Raw genomic sequence first — 17,663 nt, forward strand, 5'->3', positions numbered from 1 at the left:
CGTCACACCTTCGTGTAGCGGCTCAGGGTCACCAGCGAGGAGATCGCCGCGAGCAGGATCGCCGCGGCCACCAGGAACGGCGCGACCGTGAGCACGTCGGCCGTCGTCACGTACGGGATCCAGCTCACGGTGCCGCCCAGCCAGTCGGTCACCAGGTACTCCACGCCCAGCCACAGCCCGCCCACCGCGAGCAGCGAGCCGACCGTCGCGGCGATCGCGCCCTCGAGCATGAACGGGAGCTGGATGAACAGGTTGGACGCGCCGACCAGGCGCATGATCCCGGTCTCACGGCGGCGCGAGAGCGCCGACAGGCGGATGGTCGTGGTGATGAGCAGGACGGCCGCGATGAGCATCACGGCGGCGAGCCCACCCGTGAGCAGCGTCGCCCGGTCGATCACCAGGAACAGCCGGTCGAACAGCCGCCGCTGGTCCTGCACGGCCTCCACGCCCTGCCGGCCCGAGACGACCTCCGCGACCACCTGGTACTGCGACGGGTCGGTCAGCTTGATCCGGTAGGACGAGTTCATGTCGTCGACGGTCGCCACCGAGGCCCACGACTGGTCGCCGAACTGCTTGCGGAAGGAGCTGAACGCCTCCTCCTTCGTCTCGAAGAAGATCTCCTCGACGAACGGCTTGACTTCGGGCTCGGCGAGCGCGTCGAGGATCGCCGTCTTCTGGTCCTCGGTCACCTCGCCGCTCGCGCACGTGGGCTCGGGCGACGTGGCCGGGCACAGGAACACCGAGACCTCGACCTTGTCGTACCAGTCGTCCTTCATCTTGCCGATCTGCAGCTGCAGCAGGGCCGCGCTGCCGACGAACGTCAGCGAGACGAACGTGACGAGGATGACCGAGATGGTCATCGACAGGTTCCGGCGAAGACCGATGCCGATCTCGGAGAGGATGAATCGCAGTCGCACGGCCGTCCCCCTCAGCGATCCGAGCCGTAGACACCGCGCGACTGGTCGCGCACCAGCTCGCCCGTGGCGAGCTCGACGACGCGCTTGCGCATCTGGTCGACGATCTCGTCGTCGTGCGTGGCCATGACCACCGTGGTGCCGGTGCGGTTGATCCGGTCGAGCAGGCGCATGATCCCCAGGGACGTGGTCGGGTCGAGGTTGCCGGTCGGCTCGTCGCACAGCAGGATCTGCGGCCGGTTGACGAACGCGCGCGCGATCGCCACGCGCTGCTGCTCACCGCCGGACAGCTCGTGCGGGCGACGCTTCTCCTTGCCCCCGAGCCCCACCATCTCGAGCACGTCGGGCACGGTGGTGAGGATCTGGTGGCGCGGCTTGCCGATCACCTGCAGCGCGAACGCGACGTTCTCGAAGACCGTCTTGTTGGGCAGGAGGCGGAAGTCCTGGAAGACCGCGCCGATCTGCCGGCGCAGCTGCGGGACCTTCCACGACGAGAGCGACCCGAGCTCCTTGCCCGCGACGAACACCTTGCCGGCCGAGGCGCGCTCCTCGCGCAGCACCAGCCGCAGGAAGGTGGACTTGCCCGAGCCGGACGCGCCGACGAGGAACACGAACTCGCCGCGCTCGACGTCGAGCGAGACGCGGTCCAGCGCGGGCCTCGCGCCGCGCGCATAGACCTTGGTGACGTTCTCGAACTTGATCACGGTGCTCGCTCAGCTCGCCGGACACGGACTGCGGCCGAGGGCACGGCCTCGTCGAGACTAGGCATCCGTCCTGGGGGTCCGGCCGGGCGACACGCCGGAGCGTGCGGAGGTCCCGTGAAGGCCGCCTGCGACGCGCGCGCCCGCGGGCGGCGAAACGTGACGAACCGCCCGCGGCGAGCGGTCAGCGCAGCGCCTGCACGCGCGGACCGCGCCGCACCGTGGCCCCCGTGATCGCCGCGAGGACCTCCTCATGGCTGGTGGTCGACGCCGTGAACGTCCCGTTGTTGCGCCCGTGCCGCAGCACGACGATGCGGTCCGAGACCGCGCGCACGTCGGTCATGTTGTGACTGATGAGGATCACGCCCAGGCCCAGCTCGCGCAGCCGCTCGATGTGCGTGAGGACCTCCGCGGTCCCCGCGACGGACAGCGACGCGGTGGGCTCGTCGAGCACGACGATGCGCGGGTCGCCGATCAGCGTGCGCGCGATCGCCACCGCCTGGCGCTGCCCGGCCGAGAGCGTCGACAACGGCGTGCGGACCGACGGGATGCGGCTGTTCAGCGCGTCGAGCGCGCGGCGGGCCGTGGCCTCCATGTAGCCGTCGTCACGCAGCGGGCCCCGGTGGATCTCGCGGCCGAGGTACAGGTTGCTGGTGACGTCCAGGTTGTCGCACAGCGCCAGGTCCTGGAAGACCGTGGCCACGCCCAGCTCGCGCGCCGCCGCGGGCGTGGGGATCGCGGTCGGCTCGCCGTCGATCTCGATGAGCCCGGAGTCTGCCACGTACGCACCCGCGATGATCTTGGCGAGCGTGGACTTGCCGGCGCCGTTGTCCCCCACCAGCGCGACCACCTCGTGCGCATGCACGTCCAGGTCCACGCCGACCAGCGCCTCGACCGCGCCGAAGCTCTTGCTGATGCCGCGCATCGACAGCAGCGGCACGGGCGTCGCGCTCATCTGCTCACCTGATCTTCGTCGAACACGTGGTTGCTGTAGTGAAGTGTCCCACTGCTGCGCCGTCAACCCAGTCCCCCGACGTCGACGGTCTCCTCCACGCTCAGCGGCACGTCCGTGGACTGGACCGCGAGCGCGAGCGCCCCCACCATCTCGGCGCGCGAGCCGAGCCCGGCGCGCACCACCTCGAGCGGCGCGATCCGGTTGGGCAGCGCGTACCGCTGCAGCGCGGCGCGCAGCGGCGCGACGAGCGTCTCCCCGGTCTCGGCCAGCTCACCGCCGATCACGACGACCTGCGGGTTGACCGCGAGCGCCAGGCCGGCCACGGCCGTGCCGATCACCGAGCCCGCCTCGGCGACCGCGTCGCCGCAGCGTTCGTCCCCCTGATTGGCCCGCTGCACCACGTCCCGCAGGCTCGCGATGCCGGGCACCGGGCCGATCGCGTCGAGCAGCGCGCTCGAGCCGACCACGGTGTCCAGGCAGCCGCGGCGCCCGCAGCGGCACTCGTCGCCGTCGGGCGCCACGGTGAGGTGGCCGATCTCCCCCGCGGTGCCCGCGAAGCCGCGGAACACCTGGTTGCCGAGCACGATCCCCGCACCCACGCCGTAGGACGCACGCACGAACAGGCTGTCGCTGAAGTCGCGGGCCGCACCCGCGGTGGACTCGGCGAACGCCCCGAGGTTCGCGTCGTTGTCGACGTAGACGGGCAGGTCCAGTCGCTTGGACAGCACCTGGCCCAGGTGCACGTCGTCCCAGCCGGGCATGATCCCGTGCACGGAGATCATGCCGGTCGCGGCGTCGACGGGGGCGGGCACGCCCACACCCATCCCGACGATGTCCTGCAGCGACGCCCCGACCCGCTCGAGCAGGTCCACCACCAGCAGCGCGACCCGGTCGAGCGTGGTGTCCACGCGGTGCTCCACGGGCAGCGGCAGCGTCTGCTCCGCGAGGATCTCGTGGCTGAAGTCCCCGAGCGCCACCCGCAGGTGGCGGTGGCCGATCTGGATGCCGGCCGCCAGGCCCACGCGGCGGGCGAGCGTGACCATCTGGGCACGCCGCCCGCTGCGTGTGGTCGCGACGGTGTCGACGACGCCCGCGGCATACAGCTCACGGACGATCGTCGACACCGTCGCCTGCGACAACCCGGTCGCCGTGGCGAGCTCGACCTGGGTGAGCCCGCCGTACCGCTTGACGGTCTCGACGACGAGCTGGCGGTTCGCCTCGCGCAGCGACGACTGGGAGCCGGCTGCACCTGCGGGCCTGCTCACGCTGGCACCTTAGTGGTCGAGTCCTGGACGGACGATCAGCTCGTGCCCGCGCGCCGCTTGTTGATCAGGTCGAACGCGACGGCTGCGAGCAGGACGAGGCCCTTGATGGCCTGCTGCCACGCCGGGTCGACGACCATGATCGACAGGCCCATGTTGAGCACGCCCATGATCAGCGCACCGACGATCGCGCCGGAGATCCGGCCGATGCCGCCCGTGACGGCCGCGCCACCGATGAAGCACGCCGCGATCGCGTCGAGCTCGTAGTTCTGACCCGCGGCCGCGACGGCCGCACCGAGGCGACCGGTCGTGACGATGGCTGCGATACCCGCCAGCGCACCGATGTTGACGAAGATCAGGAAGTCGACGCGCTTGGTGTTGACGCCCGACAGGCTCGCGGCGGAGCGGTTGCCACCGATCGCGTAGATGTGCCGGCCGAACACCGTGCGCCCCATGAGGAACGTGTAGGCGACGATCAGCAGGCCGACGATCACCAGGATGATCGGCGTGCCGCCCGTGGACAGCGACAGGATGACGGCCAGGAAGCCGATCGCGACCGCGACGCCCACGAGCTTGGCCGCGAACGCGCCGGTCGACTCCATGTGCAGCTCGTGCTTGCGGAGCTGGGCGCGGGCCCGGAACTGCGCGAACGCGAACGCGCCGATGGCCAGGGCGCCGATCACCAGCGTGACCACGTCGAGCTTGCCGACGAACCCGAGGGAGTTGGGCAGCGAGCCGTTGGCGATCTTCTTGAAGCCGTCGTCGGACACGGCGAGCGTCTTGCCGACCACCGCGAGCGCGAGGCCGCGGAAGATGAGCATGCCCGCCAACGTGACGATGAACGCCGGGATCCCGACGTACGCGACCCAGAAGCCCTGCCAGGCGCCCACGGCCGCACCGATCGCGATGCCGATGAGGACAGCCATCGGCCACGAGAAGCCCCAGTCCGACATCGACACCGCTACGACGCCGCCGATGAGGGCCACGACGGACCCCACGGACAGGTCGATGTGACCGGCGACGATGACCATGACCATGCCGATGGCCAGGATCATCACGTACGCGTTCTGCTGGAACAGCGCCGCGACGTTGTTCGCGAGCAGCAGGCGCCCGTCCGTCAGGAACTGGAACAGCAGCACCACGACGACGAGCGCCGCGAAGATGCCGTACTGGCGCGCGTTGCCGCCCAGGCCCGACAGGCGCTGGCTCAGCGGGACGCGGTCCCCCGGCGGCACGGTGGGTGCGAGGTTGGTCTCGGTGCTCATCGGACAGTCACGTCCTTCTCCATGGTCATGTAGTGCATGAGTCGCTCCTGGGTCGCCTCGGCGCGGGCGACCTCGCCCGTGATGCGACCCTGCGACAGGGCGTAGATGCGGTCACAGATGCCGAGCAGCTCCGGCAGCTCCGAGGAGATGACGATGACGCCCTTCCCCTCGTCCGCGAGGCGGTTGATGATCGTGTAGATCTCGTACTTCGCCCCGACGTCGATGCCACGCGTGGGCTCGTCGAGGATCAGCACGTCCGGGTCGGAGTAGATCCACTTGCTCAGGACGACCTTCTGCTGGTTGCCGCCGGACAGCTTGCCGACCAGCGCCTCGACGCTGGGCGTGCGGATGTTCATGTCCTTGCGGAACCGCTCGGCCACCTTGAGCTCGGCGTTGCGGTCGATGACCCCGCGGCGCGAGACCTTCTCGATCGCGGCGCCCGAGATGTTCTCCCGGATCGTCGTGATGAGGTTGAGGCCGTAGTGCTTGCGGTCCTCGGTCGCGTACGCGAGGCCGGCGTCGATCGCCTGCCCCACCGAGTGCAGGTGGATCTCCTGGCCGTCCTTGAAGACGCGCCCGGAGATGTGCGCCCCGTAGGAGCGCCCGAACACCGACATCGCGAGCTCGGTGCGGCCGGCGCCCATGAGGCCTGCCAGCCCCACGATCTCGCCGCGGCGCACGTTGAGCGACGCGTTGTCGACGACCTTGCGGGCCTGGTCGAGCGGGTGGTGCACGGTCCAGTCCTCGATGCGCAGCACCTCGGCGCCGATGGTCGGCGTGTGGTCCGGGAAGCGCTGGTCGAGCGAGCGACCCACCATCCCGCGGATGATGCGCTCCTCGCTGACCTTCTCGGTGCCGTGCATGTCCAGCGACTCGATCGTCTGGCCGTCGCGGATGATCGTCGTGGTGTCCGCGATCGCCTCGATCTCGTTCAGCTTGTGGCTGATGATGATCGAGGTGATCCCGTGGTCACGCAGACCGCTGATGAGACCGAGCAGGTGGGCCGAGTCCTCGTCGTTCAGGGCCGCCGTGGGCTCGTCGAGGATGAGGAGCTTGACCTCCTTGGACAGGGCCTTGGCGATCTCGACCAGCTGCTGCTTGCCGACGCCGATGTCCTTGATCTTGGTGTCCGGCAGCTCGTTGAGGCCGACCCGCGCGAGCAGCTTGGCGGCCTCCGCGTTGGTGCGGTTCCAGTCGATGACGCCGCGCGCCGCGCGCTCGTTGCCGAGGTAGATGTTCTCGGCGATCGACAGGAACGGCGAGAGCGCGAGCTCCTGGTGGATGATCACGATGCCGACGTGCTCCGAGTCGCGGATGCCGCGGAACTCGGCGGTCTGGCCCTCGAAGACGATGTCGCCCTCATAGGTGCCGTGCGGGTACACGCCCGAGAGCACCTTCATGAGGGTCGACTTGCCCGCGCCGTTCTCGCCGCAGATCGCGTGGATCTCGCCGCGGCGCACGGACAGGTTCACGTGGGAGAGCGCGAGCACACCGGGGAAACGCTTGGTGATGTCCCGCATCTCGAGGATGTTGTCGGGTGTTGCAGTGGTGTCCATCTCGACCTCGGTCCTTGCCCGGTCCTTGTCCGGGTCCTGGCTGCCCGCCTGACGGCGGGACGGTTCCGTCCCTGTGGTGCGGCCGACCGGCCGCCGGTGCGCGCAGGGGCACGCACCGGCGGCCGGACGACGCGTCAGGACCGGGTCACAGACCCAGGTCGGATGCCGAGTAGAACTCCGAGTCGACGAGCGCCGACTGGATCGTGTCCGGCGTGACGACCATCGGGTCGAGCAGGTTCGTCGGGACGACCTTGACGTTGTTGTTGTACGTCTTCTCGTCGTTCACCGTGACCGTCTCACCCTTGACGATCTGCTGGACCATCTCGGCCACGGCGTCGCCCAGGGCGCGCGTGTCCTTCCAGACCGTCATGGACTGCTTGCCGTCGATCATGTTGAGCACGTTCGCCTGGTCGGCGTCCTGGCCGGTCAGCACGGGCCAGTCGCCACCCTCGCCGGCCTTGTAGCCGGCGCTCTCGAGCGCCTGCGCGATGCCCAGGGCGAGCGAGTCGTTCGGGGACAGCACCGCGTCGAGCTTGGTCCCGTCGTTGTAGAACGAGCTCAGGCGGTTCTCCATCTCGGCCTGCGCGTCGTCCGAGCCCCAGCCGAGGATGCCGATCGAGGTCCACTCCTCGTTGGTCTTCGGGGCCTTGCCCGACTTCGCGACGAGCTGGCCGCTCTCGACGTACTGGCTCAGGATGTCCCACGCGCCGGAGAAGAAGAACTTGGCGTTGTTGTCGTCCGGCGAACCGGCGAAGGGCTCGAAGTTGTAGGGGCCCTCGCCCGAGTCCAGCTTGAGCTGGTCGCGGATGAACTCGCCCTGCAGCTGGCCGACCTTGTAGTTGTCGAACGTGGCGTAGTAGTCGACGTTCGGGGTGTCGTTGATCAGGCGGTCGTACGCGATGACCTTGACGTCCTTCTCCGCCGCCTTCTCCAGCACCGGGCCGAGGGCCGTGCCGTCGATCGACGCGATCACGAGGACCTTGGCGCCCTCGTTGATCATGTTCTCGATCTGCGTGATCTGCTGGTCGACCTTGTTGTCGGCGTACTGCAGCGAGGTGTCGAAACCGGCGGTCTCGAGCAGCTCGGTCAGGTGCGCGCCGTCACGGTTCCAGCGCTCGAGGCTCTTGGTCGGCATCGCGATGCCGATGAGGCCACCCGTGTCGCCGCCGGCGGTGGTGCCGCCCGTGGGGTCGTCGCTCGCGCGCTCGCTGCTGCAGGCGGCCAGCGAGGCGGTCAGGAGGCCGGCCGTGGCGAACACGACTGCAGCCTTCTTCCAGGTCTTGGACATCGTCGTCTGCTCCTCTGGTTCAGCTCCCGGGGCATGCGTCGCGGCGGTGCGCCGTCGCACTGGGTGTGTGAGCCGCCCATGGCTCACCGCCCCGGGGGTGACGGTTGGATTCAAGTCTCAAAGCCATGACTTCCGCAAGCGCCGTTACCAAAGCGTGTCCTGACGGTGATCTGCCGTGCGTGGGGTCCGTGACATTGGTTCACTTCACGATCTGAAGAGATGCCGTCGCGACCTGCGCCTCCGCTCCGACCGCCTGGCCGCGACGCGGCACGCGCGCGCTGGGGGCGGCGCGCACAGTTCACCCGCTCGGGCGACCCGGCCCGCCGCAAGGCGGGGCGCGCCGAGCCGGGACCAACGTCACCCCACCAGGCCCCGCACCCGACAGAATCGACGCGTGAGCGTCACCATCCGCGACGTCGCGCTGCGCGCCGGCGTCAGCAAGACCACCGTCTCCCGCGTCCTGAACGGACGGGGCGAGCTCGACGAGCGCACCGCCGAACGCGTGCGGGCCGTCATCGACGAGCTCGGCTACGTGCCCTCGGCACGCGCCGTCGCGTTCGCACGCGGGTCCGCGCGCGTCATCGGGATGCTCGTCCCGTCGCTCGCGTGGCCGTGGACGGGTGAGGTGGTCCAGGCCGCGGTCGAGGTGGCCGAGGAGGCCGGCTACGGGATGCTCGTGTTCACCGCGACGCAGGGCGAGCAGTCCATGCGCCGGTTCGCGGGCCACGTCTCCGCCAAGGCGATCGACGGGCTGCTGGTGATCGAGCCCGACGGCACGCTCGACGCGATCACCGCGCTGCACGACGACGGGCTGCCCGTGGTCCTGATCGACGACCGAGGCAGCGAGCCGCGCTTCCCCTCGGTCAGCACTACCAACCGGCTCGGCGCGCGCGCCGCCGCGCACCACCTGCTCGCGCTGGGCCGCCACCGCCCGCTCGTCGTGAGCGGCGAACCGCGGTTCGGCTGCATCCGCGAGCGCCTCGCGGGGTTCGACGAGGGCTATGCGTCGGCAGGCGTGACGCTCGACCCGGGCCTCGTCGTCGAGGGGGACTTCACGTACGAGTCCGGGCAGACGGCCGCGGCCCGCGCGCTCGAGGCCGGGCTGCGCTTCGACTCCGTGTTCGCGCACAACGACGTGATGGCGGCCGGCGCCATGGCGGTGCTGCGCGGCGCCGGGCTGCGCATCCCCGAGGACGTCGCGGTGGTCGGGTTCGACGACCTGCCGCTGGCGGCACAGACCGACCCGCCCCTGACCGCGGTGCACCAGCCCATCCGCGAGATGGGTCAGACCGCCGCGCGCATGCTGCTGGCCGCGTGCGCGGGCACGCCGCCGCCCGACGAGGCGATCGTCCTGCCGACGTCGTTCACCGTCCGCACGTCGACCGCGGGCTGAGCCCGCGCGCTCGTCGGACGGCGCGTGCGGCGCGTCAGGCCGTGACGTCCTGCGCGCGACGCCAGCGCACGCCGGCCTCGATGAAGTCGTCGATGTCGCCGTCGAACACCGCGGCCGGGTTGCCGACCTCGTGCTCGGTGCGCAGGTCCTTGACCATCTGGTACGGCTGCAGCACGTAGGAGCGCATCTGGTCGCCCCAGCTCGCCTTGATGTCCCCCGCCATCTCCTTCTTGGCGGCGCGCTCCTCCTCCTGACGCTGCAGCAGCAGCCGGGACTGGAGCACGCGCAGCGCCGCCGCGCGGTTCTGGATCTGCGACTTCTCGTTCTGCATCGAGACGACGATGCCCGTGGGGATGTGCGTCATGCGCACCGCGGAGTCCGTGGTGTTGACCGACTGCCCGCCCGGCCCGGAGGAGCGGAACACGTCCACCTTGAGCTCGGACTCGGGGATCTCGATGCTGTCCGTCTGCTCGATCAGCGGGATGACCTCGACCGCCGCGAACGACGTCTGGCGCCGGCCCTGGTTGTCGAACGGAGAGATGCGCACCAGCCGGTGCGTGCCCGCCTCGACCGAGAGGTGCCCGAACGCGTACGGCGCCTTGACCTCGAACGTCGCCGACTTCAGGCCCGCCTCCTCCGCGTAGGACGTGTCCAGCACGGTGGTGGCGTACCCGTGCCGCTCCGCCCAGCGCAGGTACATGCGCAGCAGCATCTCCGCGAAGTCCGCCGCGTCGACGCCGCCCGCACCCGCGCGGATGGTCACCACGGCCTCGCGCTCGTCGTACTCCCCCGCCAGCAGCGTGCGGACCTCGAGCTCGCCCAGGTCCTTGCGGATCGCGGCCAGGTCCGCCTCCGCCTCGACCAGCGTGTCCTCGTCGCCCATCTCCTGGCCCAGCTCGACGAGCGTCTCCAGGTCGTCGATGCGCGCACCGAGCTTGTCCACACGGTCCAGCTCCGCCTGCGCCGACGAGAGCGCGCTGGTGACCTTCTGCGCCGACTCCGGGTCGTCCCACAGGTTCGGCGCGCTGGCGTCCTCCGAGAGGCGGGCGATCTTGGCCCGCAGTGCGGTGGGGTCGCTCACCGCCTGGATGGACTGCAGCGTGGTGCGCAGCTCGCGGATCTCAGCGGGGAAGTCGATGGTGGCCACGACCATCCAGGCTACCGTCAGCAGCGCGCTGCGCGGTCCCCGCTAGCCCGAGGTGGCGTGGGCCTCGGCCTCGATCGTGATGCCGTCCGACCATGCGGCGAGCACCCAGGCCGTCGCGCTCGGGACCACGCGCGCGGACAGGTGGACGCGCGCCGTGAGCGCGTCGGGCGCATCGGCCCGCACCACCGCGAACCCGCGCAGCCCCGCGCTCTGGTCCGGGTGGGCGGCCAGGTAGTCCTCGACGCTGTCCCGCACGGATGCGTCCGTGAGCACGATCCGCGTGCCGTCCACGTCGTAGTACACCTGGTCCGGCACCGCGTCCGCGGCCTCCAGCGCCAGCACGTCCGCGAGCGCGAGCAGCCGCTTGCGCTCGAGGTGCACCTGCGCGGCGGAGGCGACGACGAGCACGAGCGCCACGGCGATCAGCACCGCGCCGAGCGTCAGCACCATGACCTGGCCGCCGTCGTCGCCGGCCCGCAGCCGGCGCCTCATCCCGTGCCCCGGTACGTGTCGACGGCGGCGACGTGGCTCGCCGAGACCGGGACCTCGAGCGGCACGACGTCGCGCACGAAGCCCGGCACCAGCGGCAACGGCACGCGCACCTGCACGCGCGCCTCGACGTGCGCACCGGGCTGCAGGCACGGCGCCTGCTCGCACGCGATGTTCAGCGCGTGCGCCGGGTCGTCCTCGAAGCCCTGGTCCTGGAGCGCGACACCCGTGACCGCCACCGCGTGCGCGGCGGCGGACGCCGCGTCGTCGGCCGCGACGTACGTGCGCGCGGCCTCACGCGCGGCCCCCTCCACCGCGAACGCGGCCGCCTCGAGCCGGCCGAGCGTCACGACGAGGTAGACGAGCGGCACGAGCAGCACCAACGACAGCCCGAGGAACTCGACCACGCTGCTCCCGGCGTCGCGGTGCGCGCCGGACTCGTGCGACCCGGCGGTGAGCACCCGAGCGCGGACCCGGTCGCGCAGCCCCGTCACGGCAACGACTCCTCGGCGATCGCGTGGCCGGACACCGTGACCGCACCGGTCGGCCCCACGAGCCCGACCACCGGAAGCGGCGCCGTCACCGTGACCTCGACCAACGTGACACCGTCGCGCACCACGCGCGTGCTCGTCACGTCCGAGGCGTACGACGCCGACAACGCCCCCGTGACCAGCTCGCGCGTCCGCTGCGCGCCGTCGGCCGGGGTCCGGCCGAGCAGCGCGCCGTACCGTGCACCCTCCGACGCGCTGTCGACCAGCACGTTGCGGACGTGCAGCGCGAGCGCGAGCTGCACGATGCCCAGCACCAGCACGATCACGAGGCCGCCGACGAGCACGAAGTCCACCACCGCGGAGCCGCGGTCACGCGCGGACCGGCACGTCGCCGCTACGGCTGGACCTGCTCCACGGCGTCCACGAACAGGCCCTCGAGCAGCGGCTGCGCGAACACCAGGAGCGCCGCCACCAGCATCGCGGTCATCAGCGTGACCATGACCCAGCCGGGCACGTCGCCGCGGTCCGCGGCACCCGAGCGGGCCAGCCGCGACCGCACGCCCAGCAGGGCCCGGGTGGGCAGGTGGCGCAGCGCAGGACGGCGCGCCCCTCCGCGTCGTCGAACCGTCATCGTCGTCTCCTCGGTGCTCGGGCGGGCCGGGCGGCCCCGCCTCCTGGTCCGACGACCCGACGGGCCGCCGTGCATTCGTGGCTCTCGTGCGGGCCGGCGTCACAGGCCCACCTGCAGGATCACGACGCTCGGGAACGCCGCGAACACGACGGTGACCGGCAGGATCAGGAACACCACCGGCACCATCATCTGGACCTCCTTGCGGCCACCCGTCTCCATGAGCGTGCGGCGCCCCTCCTCACGGACGTCCTGGGCCTGCGCGCGCAGCACGTCGGCCAGTGGCGCACCGCGCTCGACCGCGACCGCGACGCCCTCGGCGAAGCGCGAGAGCGCGGGCAGTCCCGTGCGGTCCGCGAGCCGGTCCAACGCCTGGACGATCGGCAGTCCCGCGCGCGCGTCGGCCAGGGTGCGCTCGAGCTCGACGCTGAGCTCCCCGTGGGTCGAGCGGACCACGCGTTCCAACGCGCCGACCGCGCCCTCGCCCGCGCCGACGGCCAGCGCGAGCAGCTCCGCGATCGTCGGCAGCTCGGCCATCATGCGCGTCTCGCGGTCGCGGACCTGCCGGGACAGGAGCCAGTCCGGCGTGAGCAAGCCCGCGATCCCGCAGCCCAGGACCAGCACCGCGAGCACCGCCGTCGCCGAGCCGCGCGCGGCCGCGAGCAGCAGCCCCAGCGTCAGCCCGCCGGCCAGGCCGAGCGCTCCTGCGACCACCTGCCCCGCGCGGAACTGCTCGACGCTCTCCACCCGTCCGGCCCGCGCCAGACGGCGCCGGAGCTCGTCGGTGGGTGAGCCGAGCCGTGCGGCCAGACGCACGCCGTCGGCCAGCACGGGTGCCACGAGGCGCTCGAACGTGGGCAGCGGTCCGCGCGCCGCGGGCACGTCGAGCAAGGAGGAACCCGTCCGGCGGGGCCGCAGGTAGGGCGCGAGGCGCGCGTCGAGGCCGGGCCGACGAGCGCGCACGCGCGCGATCACCAGCAGGACGCCCAGAGCGGCGAGCAGACCCGCCAACCCGCCCATGGCCACCGGGGTCATCGCAGCACCCGCGGGTCGTCGGGCAGCCGCGCGACCCGCAGCATGAGGGCGTAGGCGACGGCCGAGCACGTACCCCCGGTCAGCAGCACCAGGAAGCCCGCGACCGAGTCGTACGCCGCGGCGGCCTCGGGCCGGGTCGCGAGCATCGCGAGCACCAGCCACGGCGCCGCGACCGCGAGCCGTGCGGCGTAGACCGTCCAGCTCTGACGGGCCTCGAGCTCACCGCGCGTGCGCACGTCGTCGCGCAGGAAGCCCGCGAGCGTGCGCAGCAGCCGGCCCAGGTCCGTGCCGCCGACGTCGCGCGTGATCCGGAGCGCCTCGATGATGCGATCGGCGACGGGGTCCGCCAGCCGCGCCTTGAGCGCGTCGAGGCTCTCGGGGAAGCTGCCCGTCGCGCGGTAGTCCTCGCCGAACGCCCAGAACGGCTGCCGCAGCTCGACCGGGCCGCGCTCCCCCACCTGCGCGACCGCCTCGGGCAGCGACAGCCCCGCCCGGATCCCGGACGCGAGGTGGTCCACCACCTCGGGCCACAGGCGCCGCAGCCGGCTGCGGCGCCGGCGGGCCCGGCCGCGCACCACGCCGAGCGGGGCACCCGCGGCCGCGAGCGCGAAGAACAGCGCGATCGTCGGGGCACGCGTCGTCGCGACCATGACCACCAGCACCGTGAGGCCGAGCACCATGCTCGCCGCGGCGAGCCCGCCCGGACTCACACCGACGACGCCCGCCTGCACCAGGTCGTCCTGCACGCGCGCGCTCCAGCGCACCGAACGGGTCCCGGGCTCGCGCGGCCAGAAGGACCACCAGACGCACGCCACGCCTGCGCCGAGCAGCAAGCCGACCACGACGCCCATGTCAGCCCCGCGCGCGCAGGAGCTGCGGCAGGTCGATCCCCAGCCGCGCGAACCGTTCAGGGTGCGGTGGGAACCCCTCCGCACGGACCAGCCTGTCGTCGCGCCAGTGGAAGATCTCCGCGGTCTCCACCACGCCATGCTCGGTGCGCCCGGGGATCGCCAGGATCTCCCGCACGCGCCGCCGGCCGCGCGCGTCGTGCCCGAGGTGCACCACCAGGTCCACGCACGACGCGACGGTCGGCACCACGAACCGGTCCGAGACGTTCTCGCCCGCGAGCAGCGGCAGCGTGCACAGCTTCGTCACCGCCTCACGCGCGGAGTTCGCGTGGATGGTGCACATCGCGGGCACACCCGCGTTGAGGGCGATGAGCAGGTCCAGCGCCTCGGCCTCGCGCACCTCCCCCACCAGCAACCGGTCCGGGCGCATCCGCAGCGCCTCCTTGACCAGGCGGCGCAGCGGGATCTCGCCCGCGCCCTCGAGGTTCGGCTGCCGGCACTGCATCGCGACCCAGTCCCGCACGGCGAGGCGCAGCTCGAACACCTCCTCGCACGAGACCACGCGCTCACGCACCGGGGTCGCGCCGGCGAGGGCGTTGAGCATCGTCGTCTTGCCCGCCTGCGTCGCGCCGCTGACCAGCACGTTCAGTCCGGCTCGCACCGAGGCGCCGAGGAACGCCGCGGCGTCCGGCGGGAGCGAGCCGAGCGCCACCAGGTCGTCCAGGTGGTCCGCGCGGACGATGTACTTGCGGATGTTGACCGACCAGTGCCGACGCGTGACGTCCGGGATGGCCGCGTGCAGGCGTTCACCACCGGGCAGGGTCGCGTCGACGAACGGGCTCGACAGGTCCAGCCGCCGGCCCGAGACCTTGAGCATCCGCTCGACGAGCTCGCGCACCTCACCGTCCGTGAGGATCGTGGTGGTCAGCTCGGCCTCGCCACGCCGCGCGACGAACACCTGCGTGGGCGTGTTGATCCAGATCTCCTCGACCTCGGGGTCGTCGAGGTAGCGCTGCAGCGGACCGAAGCCCGCGACCGCGTCGAGCACCGCCTTGTGTGCCGCGGCGCCGTCGGGCAGGGGCGGCACCGCGCCGAGCACCGAGCGGGCGTCGTAGTCCGCGAGCGCGTCGTCGACCAGCGCAGTGACGCCCGTCCGGTCCCGGACGGGGTCGATGCCGCGCCGGCGGATCAGCTCCCGCACCTCGCGTTCGAGGATCACGACGCCGTCCATCAGCCCCCCAGCAGACCAGGCCCCGAACCGGATGATTCGGACAGTTGCCCGGCCCCGCACCCTAGGGCACGGGCGTCACGGCGCACATCCCGTTGTCCACAGCGAGGACACGCGGCACGTGACGCGAGGTCAGCGTGCGGCGTGGCCGTACTGCGCGCGCAGGCCGGCGTCCGCGACCACCGCGGTGCACTGCTGGATGGAGCCCGAGTAGGACACGGCACCGCGCACGGTGTTCGCGGACCGGTTGAACCGGCCCGTCTCCTCGCGGATCGCCTGCTTGTACCCGGCCAGCAGGTTGCCCTTCACGGTGACCAGGTCCGCGCGCTTGAGCTCCCAGCCCTTGACCGCCGCGTCGTACGGTCCGGCACCCGCCTGGTTCGCGACGAGGTTGCCCTCGATGCGGATCCACTGCGCCGCGAGCCCCACCACGACGCCCGTGGAGCTGTTGAGCATCGTGTTCTTGCGGATCGTCACGCCCCGCGGGCTGTCGGCCGCGGTCGCGGCGCCGGCCGCGGCGACCTTGATCTGGGAGCCGTTGGGCGCGCCTGCCAGCAGGTTGCGCTCGATGAGGCCGCCCGTGGAGTAGATGCCGGCCATCAGGTAGATGTTGTGGTCCATGCCGTGCGTGTGGCGGCCACGGTTGTCGTGGATGCAGTTGCCCGAGATCGTGTAGTCCCGCGGGCCGGCGGCACGGCGCACGGCCTCGGACCCGCTGCGCGCACCGGGCGTGATCATGATGTTCGCGACGCCCGGGGAGTCCTTGACCTCGTTGTCCGCGAACGTCCAGCCCGTGCCGCCCTGGAGGTTGACGATCGCCTGGCCGGAGCCCTGGACCTCGCGGTTGTACGTGAAGTGGAAGCCCCGGACGGTCCAGTAGCTGGGCTTGCGCAGCATCAGGGTCCCGTTGACCTCGGCGCGCTCGCCCGGGTAGGCCTGCAGCACGATCGGCTTGGTGCTGGTGGCGGCCACCGCGCCCCAGCCGACGGCCTCCCGGTACACGCCCTCCCGCACGACGAGCACGTCACCGGGCAGCGCCGACCGGACGGCGGCCTGCACCGAGCGCAGCGGACGGTTGACGGTCGCGGCGGGGCAGTAGTCCTGGTCCGTCATGCGCTTGGCGAGGCACACGTACCGGCTCGCGTAGTTGTCGCCTCGACGCACCCTGTCCGTGCCGGTCACCGCCACGTAGATCGTCCGGCCGCCCGAGGCGGGCGCAGCGATCTCCTCGGTGCCGACGCCCGAGGCCGTCACCGCGCCCGCGGCGGTGCCCTGCGCGGACGCACCACCGGCAGCCAGGGGCACGAGCACCCCGACGAGCGCGAGGCCCGTGAGCAGTCGGGTCAACGCGCCGCGGTGGTGCGGGCGGGGTGCGCGGGGCTGCATGCGGGTCCTCCTGGTCGGGGTCTGTCCGGTCTATCGGCAGCGGGCGGACGGTCCTGCATCGTCGTCGCGGACGAACCACTACCGTGGGCGCGTGACCTCCCCCACCACGAACCCGTCCCCGGACGCCGACCGTGCCGCGTACGTCCCGTCCGGCACCCAGCACGTCCTGACCCACGGCGACCAGATCGCCGTCGTCGCCGCCGTCGGAGCGAGCCTGCGCGTGTACCGCGACGGTGACCGCGACGTCGTGCTGCCGTTCGAAGAGCACCAGATCGCGCCCGCGTATTCCGGCGCCGTGCTCGCGCCCTGGCCCAACCGGCTGGGCAACGGCAGCTACGCGTTCGCCGGCGAGCGGTACGAGGTGCCGCTCAACGAGCAGGACCGCCAGACCGCGCTGCACGGCCTGCTGCCCTACACCGCGTTCGAGCCGCTGGCCGGTGCCCCCCGCGAGGCCGGCACGCTCACGCTCACCGCGACCGTGGTCCCGACCCCCGGGTACCCCTGGCCCGTCCGCGTGGACGTCACGTACGCGCTGTCCGACGAGGGCCTCGAGGTCACCACGGTCGCGACGAACCTGGGTGACCGCACGGCCCCGTTCGGGCTGGGCTTCCACCCGTGGCTGTCGCCCGGTGACGCGCACGTCGACGAGTGCACGCTCCAGCTGGACGCGCAGCGTCACGTGACCGTGGACGCGCGCCTGCTGCCCACGGGCGACGAGGCGCTGACGGGCCCGTTCGACCTGCGCGAGCCCACCGTCCTCAAGGGCATCGCGCTCGACGACGCCTGGCTGCAGCCCACGCGTGACGACGCGGGCCGCACGTGGGCCCGCCTGGGCGCACCCGACGGCCGGACGGTGGCCATGTGGGCCGACGAGGCGTTCGACGCCTGGCAGGTCTGCACCGGCAACGGCATCCCCGGGATCATGCGCCGCGGCGTCGCCGTCGAGCCCATGACCTGCATCGCGGACGCGTTCCGCACGGGCGACCTGCTGGTCGAGCTCGCCCCCGGCGCGACGCACGAGTCCCACTGGGGCCTGCGCCTCGAGTGACGCGCCCGCTCGCACGACGAGAGGGGCGG

At 71.9% G+C, this 17,663-nt stretch carries 18 protein-coding genes; 2 read left to right on the forward strand and 16 right to left on the reverse strand.

From position 1 onward, the window contains the following. Positions 1-2: 2 nt before the first annotated feature. The 7 genes from ftsX to chvE all read right to left on the reverse strand — a co-directional run bounded on the left by ftsX (position 3) and on the right by chvE (position 7,941). Positions 3-917, reverse strand: a complete 915-nt coding sequence (gene ftsX / locus CELGI_RS11650; protein ID WP_013884326.1) for a permease-like cell division protein FtsX — start codon at positions 915-917, stop codon at positions 3-5. Positions 918-928: 11 nt separating this feature from the next. After that, positions 929-1,618, reverse strand: coding sequence for a cell division ATP-binding protein FtsE (gene ftsE, locus CELGI_RS11655; protein WP_013884327.1), 690 nt, complete (start codon positions 1,616-1,618; stop codon positions 929-931). Positions 1,619-1,799: 181 nt separating this feature from the next. Beyond that, positions 1,800-2,570, reverse strand: a complete 771-nt coding sequence (locus tag CELGI_RS11660; RefSeq protein WP_013884328.1) for an ATP-binding cassette domain-containing protein — start codon at positions 2,568-2,570, stop codon at positions 1,800-1,802. 62 nt (positions 2,571-2,632) lie between these two features. Beyond that, entirely contained in the window at positions 2,633-3,835 is a 1,203-nt protein-coding gene (locus CELGI_RS11665) for an ROK family transcriptional regulator (protein WP_013884329.1), read from the reverse strand. 35 nt (positions 3,836-3,870) lie between these two features. Next, positions 3,871-5,097 carry a multiple monosaccharide ABC transporter permease gene (gene mmsB, locus CELGI_RS11670; protein WP_013884330.1) on the reverse strand — a complete coding sequence of 409 codons (1,227 nt, stop codon included), beginning with the start codon at positions 5,095-5,097 and terminating at the stop codon, positions 3,871-3,873. Then, positions 5,094-6,653 carry a multiple monosaccharide ABC transporter ATP-binding protein gene (mmsA, locus tag CELGI_RS11675; RefSeq protein WP_013884331.1) on the reverse strand — a complete coding sequence of 520 codons (1,560 nt, stop codon included), beginning with the start codon at positions 6,651-6,653 and terminating at the stop codon, positions 5,094-5,096. The genes mmsB and mmsA overlap by 4 nt, the downstream gene beginning before the upstream one ends. Before the next feature lie 145 nt (positions 6,654-6,798). Next, the gene (chvE, locus tag CELGI_RS11680; RefSeq protein WP_013884332.1) at positions 6,799-7,941 is read right to left on the reverse strand and encodes a multiple monosaccharide ABC transporter substrate-binding protein; all 1,143 of its coding nucleotides are present in this window, start codon (positions 7,939-7,941) and stop codon (positions 6,799-6,801) included. A gap of 394 nt (positions 7,942-8,335) precedes the next feature. On the opposite strand from chvE, the gene CELGI_RS11685 reads away from it, so the two are divergent. After that, positions 8,336-9,334 (forward strand): LacI family DNA-binding transcriptional regulator, encoded by a 999-nt coding sequence (locus CELGI_RS11685; RefSeq protein ID WP_013884333.1) that lies wholly within the window; start codon positions 8,336-8,338, stop codon positions 9,332-9,334. A 34-nt stretch (positions 9,335-9,368) separates the two neighbouring features. Here the strand turns inward: CELGI_RS11685 and prfB are convergent, their stop codons facing one another. The 9 genes from prfB to CELGI_RS11730 all read right to left on the reverse strand — a co-directional run bounded on the left by prfB (position 9,369) and on the right by CELGI_RS11730 (position 16,586). Then, positions 9,369-10,481 (reverse strand): peptide chain release factor 2, encoded by a 1,113-nt coding sequence (gene prfB / locus CELGI_RS11690; protein WP_013884334.1) that lies wholly within the window; start codon positions 10,479-10,481, stop codon positions 9,369-9,371. Between the two features lie 42 nt (positions 10,482-10,523). Then, positions 10,524-10,973, reverse strand: a complete 450-nt coding sequence (locus tag CELGI_RS11695; RefSeq protein WP_013884335.1) for a hypothetical protein — start codon at positions 10,971-10,973, stop codon at positions 10,524-10,526. After that, complete coding sequence (locus CELGI_RS11700) at positions 10,970-11,464, reverse strand: TadE/TadG family type IV pilus assembly protein (protein WP_013884336.1); 495 nt, start codon at positions 11,462-11,464, stop codon at positions 10,970-10,972. The genes CELGI_RS11695 and CELGI_RS11700 overlap by 4 nt, the downstream gene beginning before the upstream one ends. Continuing rightward, positions 11,461-11,817, reverse strand: a complete 357-nt coding sequence (locus tag CELGI_RS11705; RefSeq protein ID WP_041574187.1) for a TadE/TadG family type IV pilus assembly protein — start codon at positions 11,815-11,817, stop codon at positions 11,461-11,463. Before CELGI_RS11705 ends, CELGI_RS11700 begins: the two co-directional genes overlap by 4 nt. 38 nt (positions 11,818-11,855) lie before the next feature. Further along, entirely contained in the window at positions 11,856-12,092 is a 237-nt protein-coding gene (locus CELGI_RS17390) for a hypothetical protein (protein ID WP_013884338.1), read from the reverse strand. Positions 12,093-12,191: 99 nt separating this feature from the next. After that, positions 12,192-13,124 (reverse strand): type II secretion system F family protein, encoded by a 933-nt coding sequence (locus CELGI_RS11715; protein WP_013884339.1) that lies wholly within the window; start codon positions 13,122-13,124, stop codon positions 12,192-12,194. Then, the gene (locus tag CELGI_RS11720; protein WP_013884340.1) at positions 13,121-13,975 is read right to left on the reverse strand and encodes a type II secretion system F family protein; all 855 of its coding nucleotides are present in this window, start codon (positions 13,973-13,975) and stop codon (positions 13,121-13,123) included. The genes CELGI_RS11715 and CELGI_RS11720 overlap by 4 nt, the downstream gene beginning before the upstream one ends. A 1-nt stretch (position 13,976) precedes the next feature. Next, complete coding sequence (locus CELGI_RS11725; protein ID WP_013884341.1) at positions 13,977-15,203, reverse strand: CpaF family protein; 1,227 nt, start codon at positions 15,201-15,203, stop codon at positions 13,977-13,979. 129 nt (positions 15,204-15,332) lie between these two features. Beyond that, on the reverse strand, positions 15,333-16,586 hold the full coding sequence (locus tag CELGI_RS11730; protein ID WP_013884342.1) for a right-handed parallel beta-helix repeat-containing protein: 1,254 nt from the start codon (positions 16,584-16,586) through the stop codon (positions 15,333-15,335). A gap of 91 nt (positions 16,587-16,677) precedes the next feature. On the opposite strand from CELGI_RS11730, the gene CELGI_RS11735 reads away from it, so the two are divergent. Continuing rightward, on the forward strand, positions 16,678-17,634 hold the full coding sequence (locus CELGI_RS11735) for an aldose 1-epimerase family protein (protein WP_013884343.1): 957 nt from the start codon (positions 16,678-16,680) through the stop codon (positions 17,632-17,634). Positions 17,635-17,663: the final 29 nt, after the last annotated feature.

It is taken from the genome of Cellulomonas gilvus ATCC 13127 (assembly GCF_000218545.1).
Lineage (GTDB): Bacteria > Actinomycetota > Actinomycetes > Actinomycetales > Cellulomonadaceae > Cellulomonas > Cellulomonas gilvus.

What these genes read in the sequence shown, in the direction of transcription:
- CELGI_RS11660 (WP_013884328.1), bottom strand. Translation starts at nt 2,570, where the DNA reads ATGAGCGCGACGCCCGTGCCGCTGCTGTCGATGCGCGGCATCAGCAAG.
- mmsB (WP_013884330.1), bottom strand. Translation starts at nt 5,097, where the DNA reads ATGAGCACCGAGACCAACCTCGCACCCACCGTGCCGCCGGGGGACCGC.
- mmsA (WP_013884331.1), bottom strand. Translation starts at nt 6,653, where the DNA reads ATGGACACCACTGCAACACCCGACAACATCCTCGAGATGCGGGACATC.
- chvE (WP_013884332.1), bottom strand. Translation starts at nt 7,941, where the DNA reads ATGTCCAAGACCTGGAAGAAGGCTGCAGTCGTGTTCGCCACGGCCGGC.
- CELGI_RS11695 (WP_013884335.1), bottom strand. Translation starts at nt 10,973, where the DNA reads ATGAGGCGCCGGCTGCGGGCCGGCGACGACGGCGGCCAGGTCATGGTG.
- CELGI_RS17390 (WP_013884338.1), bottom strand. Translation starts at nt 12,092, where the DNA reads ATGACGGTTCGACGACGCGGAGGGGCGCGCCGTCCTGCGCTGCGCCAC.
- CELGI_RS11715 (WP_013884339.1), bottom strand. Translation starts at nt 13,124, where the DNA reads ATGACCCCGGTGGCCATGGGCGGGTTGGCGGGTCTGCTCGCCGCTCTG.
- CELGI_RS11720 (WP_013884340.1), bottom strand. Translation starts at nt 13,975, where the DNA reads ATGGGCGTCGTGGTCGGCTTGCTGCTCGGCGCAGGCGTGGCGTGCGTC.
- CELGI_RS11725 (WP_013884341.1), bottom strand. Translation starts at nt 15,203, where the DNA reads ATGGACGGCGTCGTGATCCTCGAACGCGAGGTGCGGGAGCTGATCCGC.
- CELGI_RS11730 (WP_013884342.1), bottom strand. Translation starts at nt 16,586, where the DNA reads ATGCAGCCCCGCGCACCCCGCCCGCACCACCGCGGCGCGTTGACCCGA.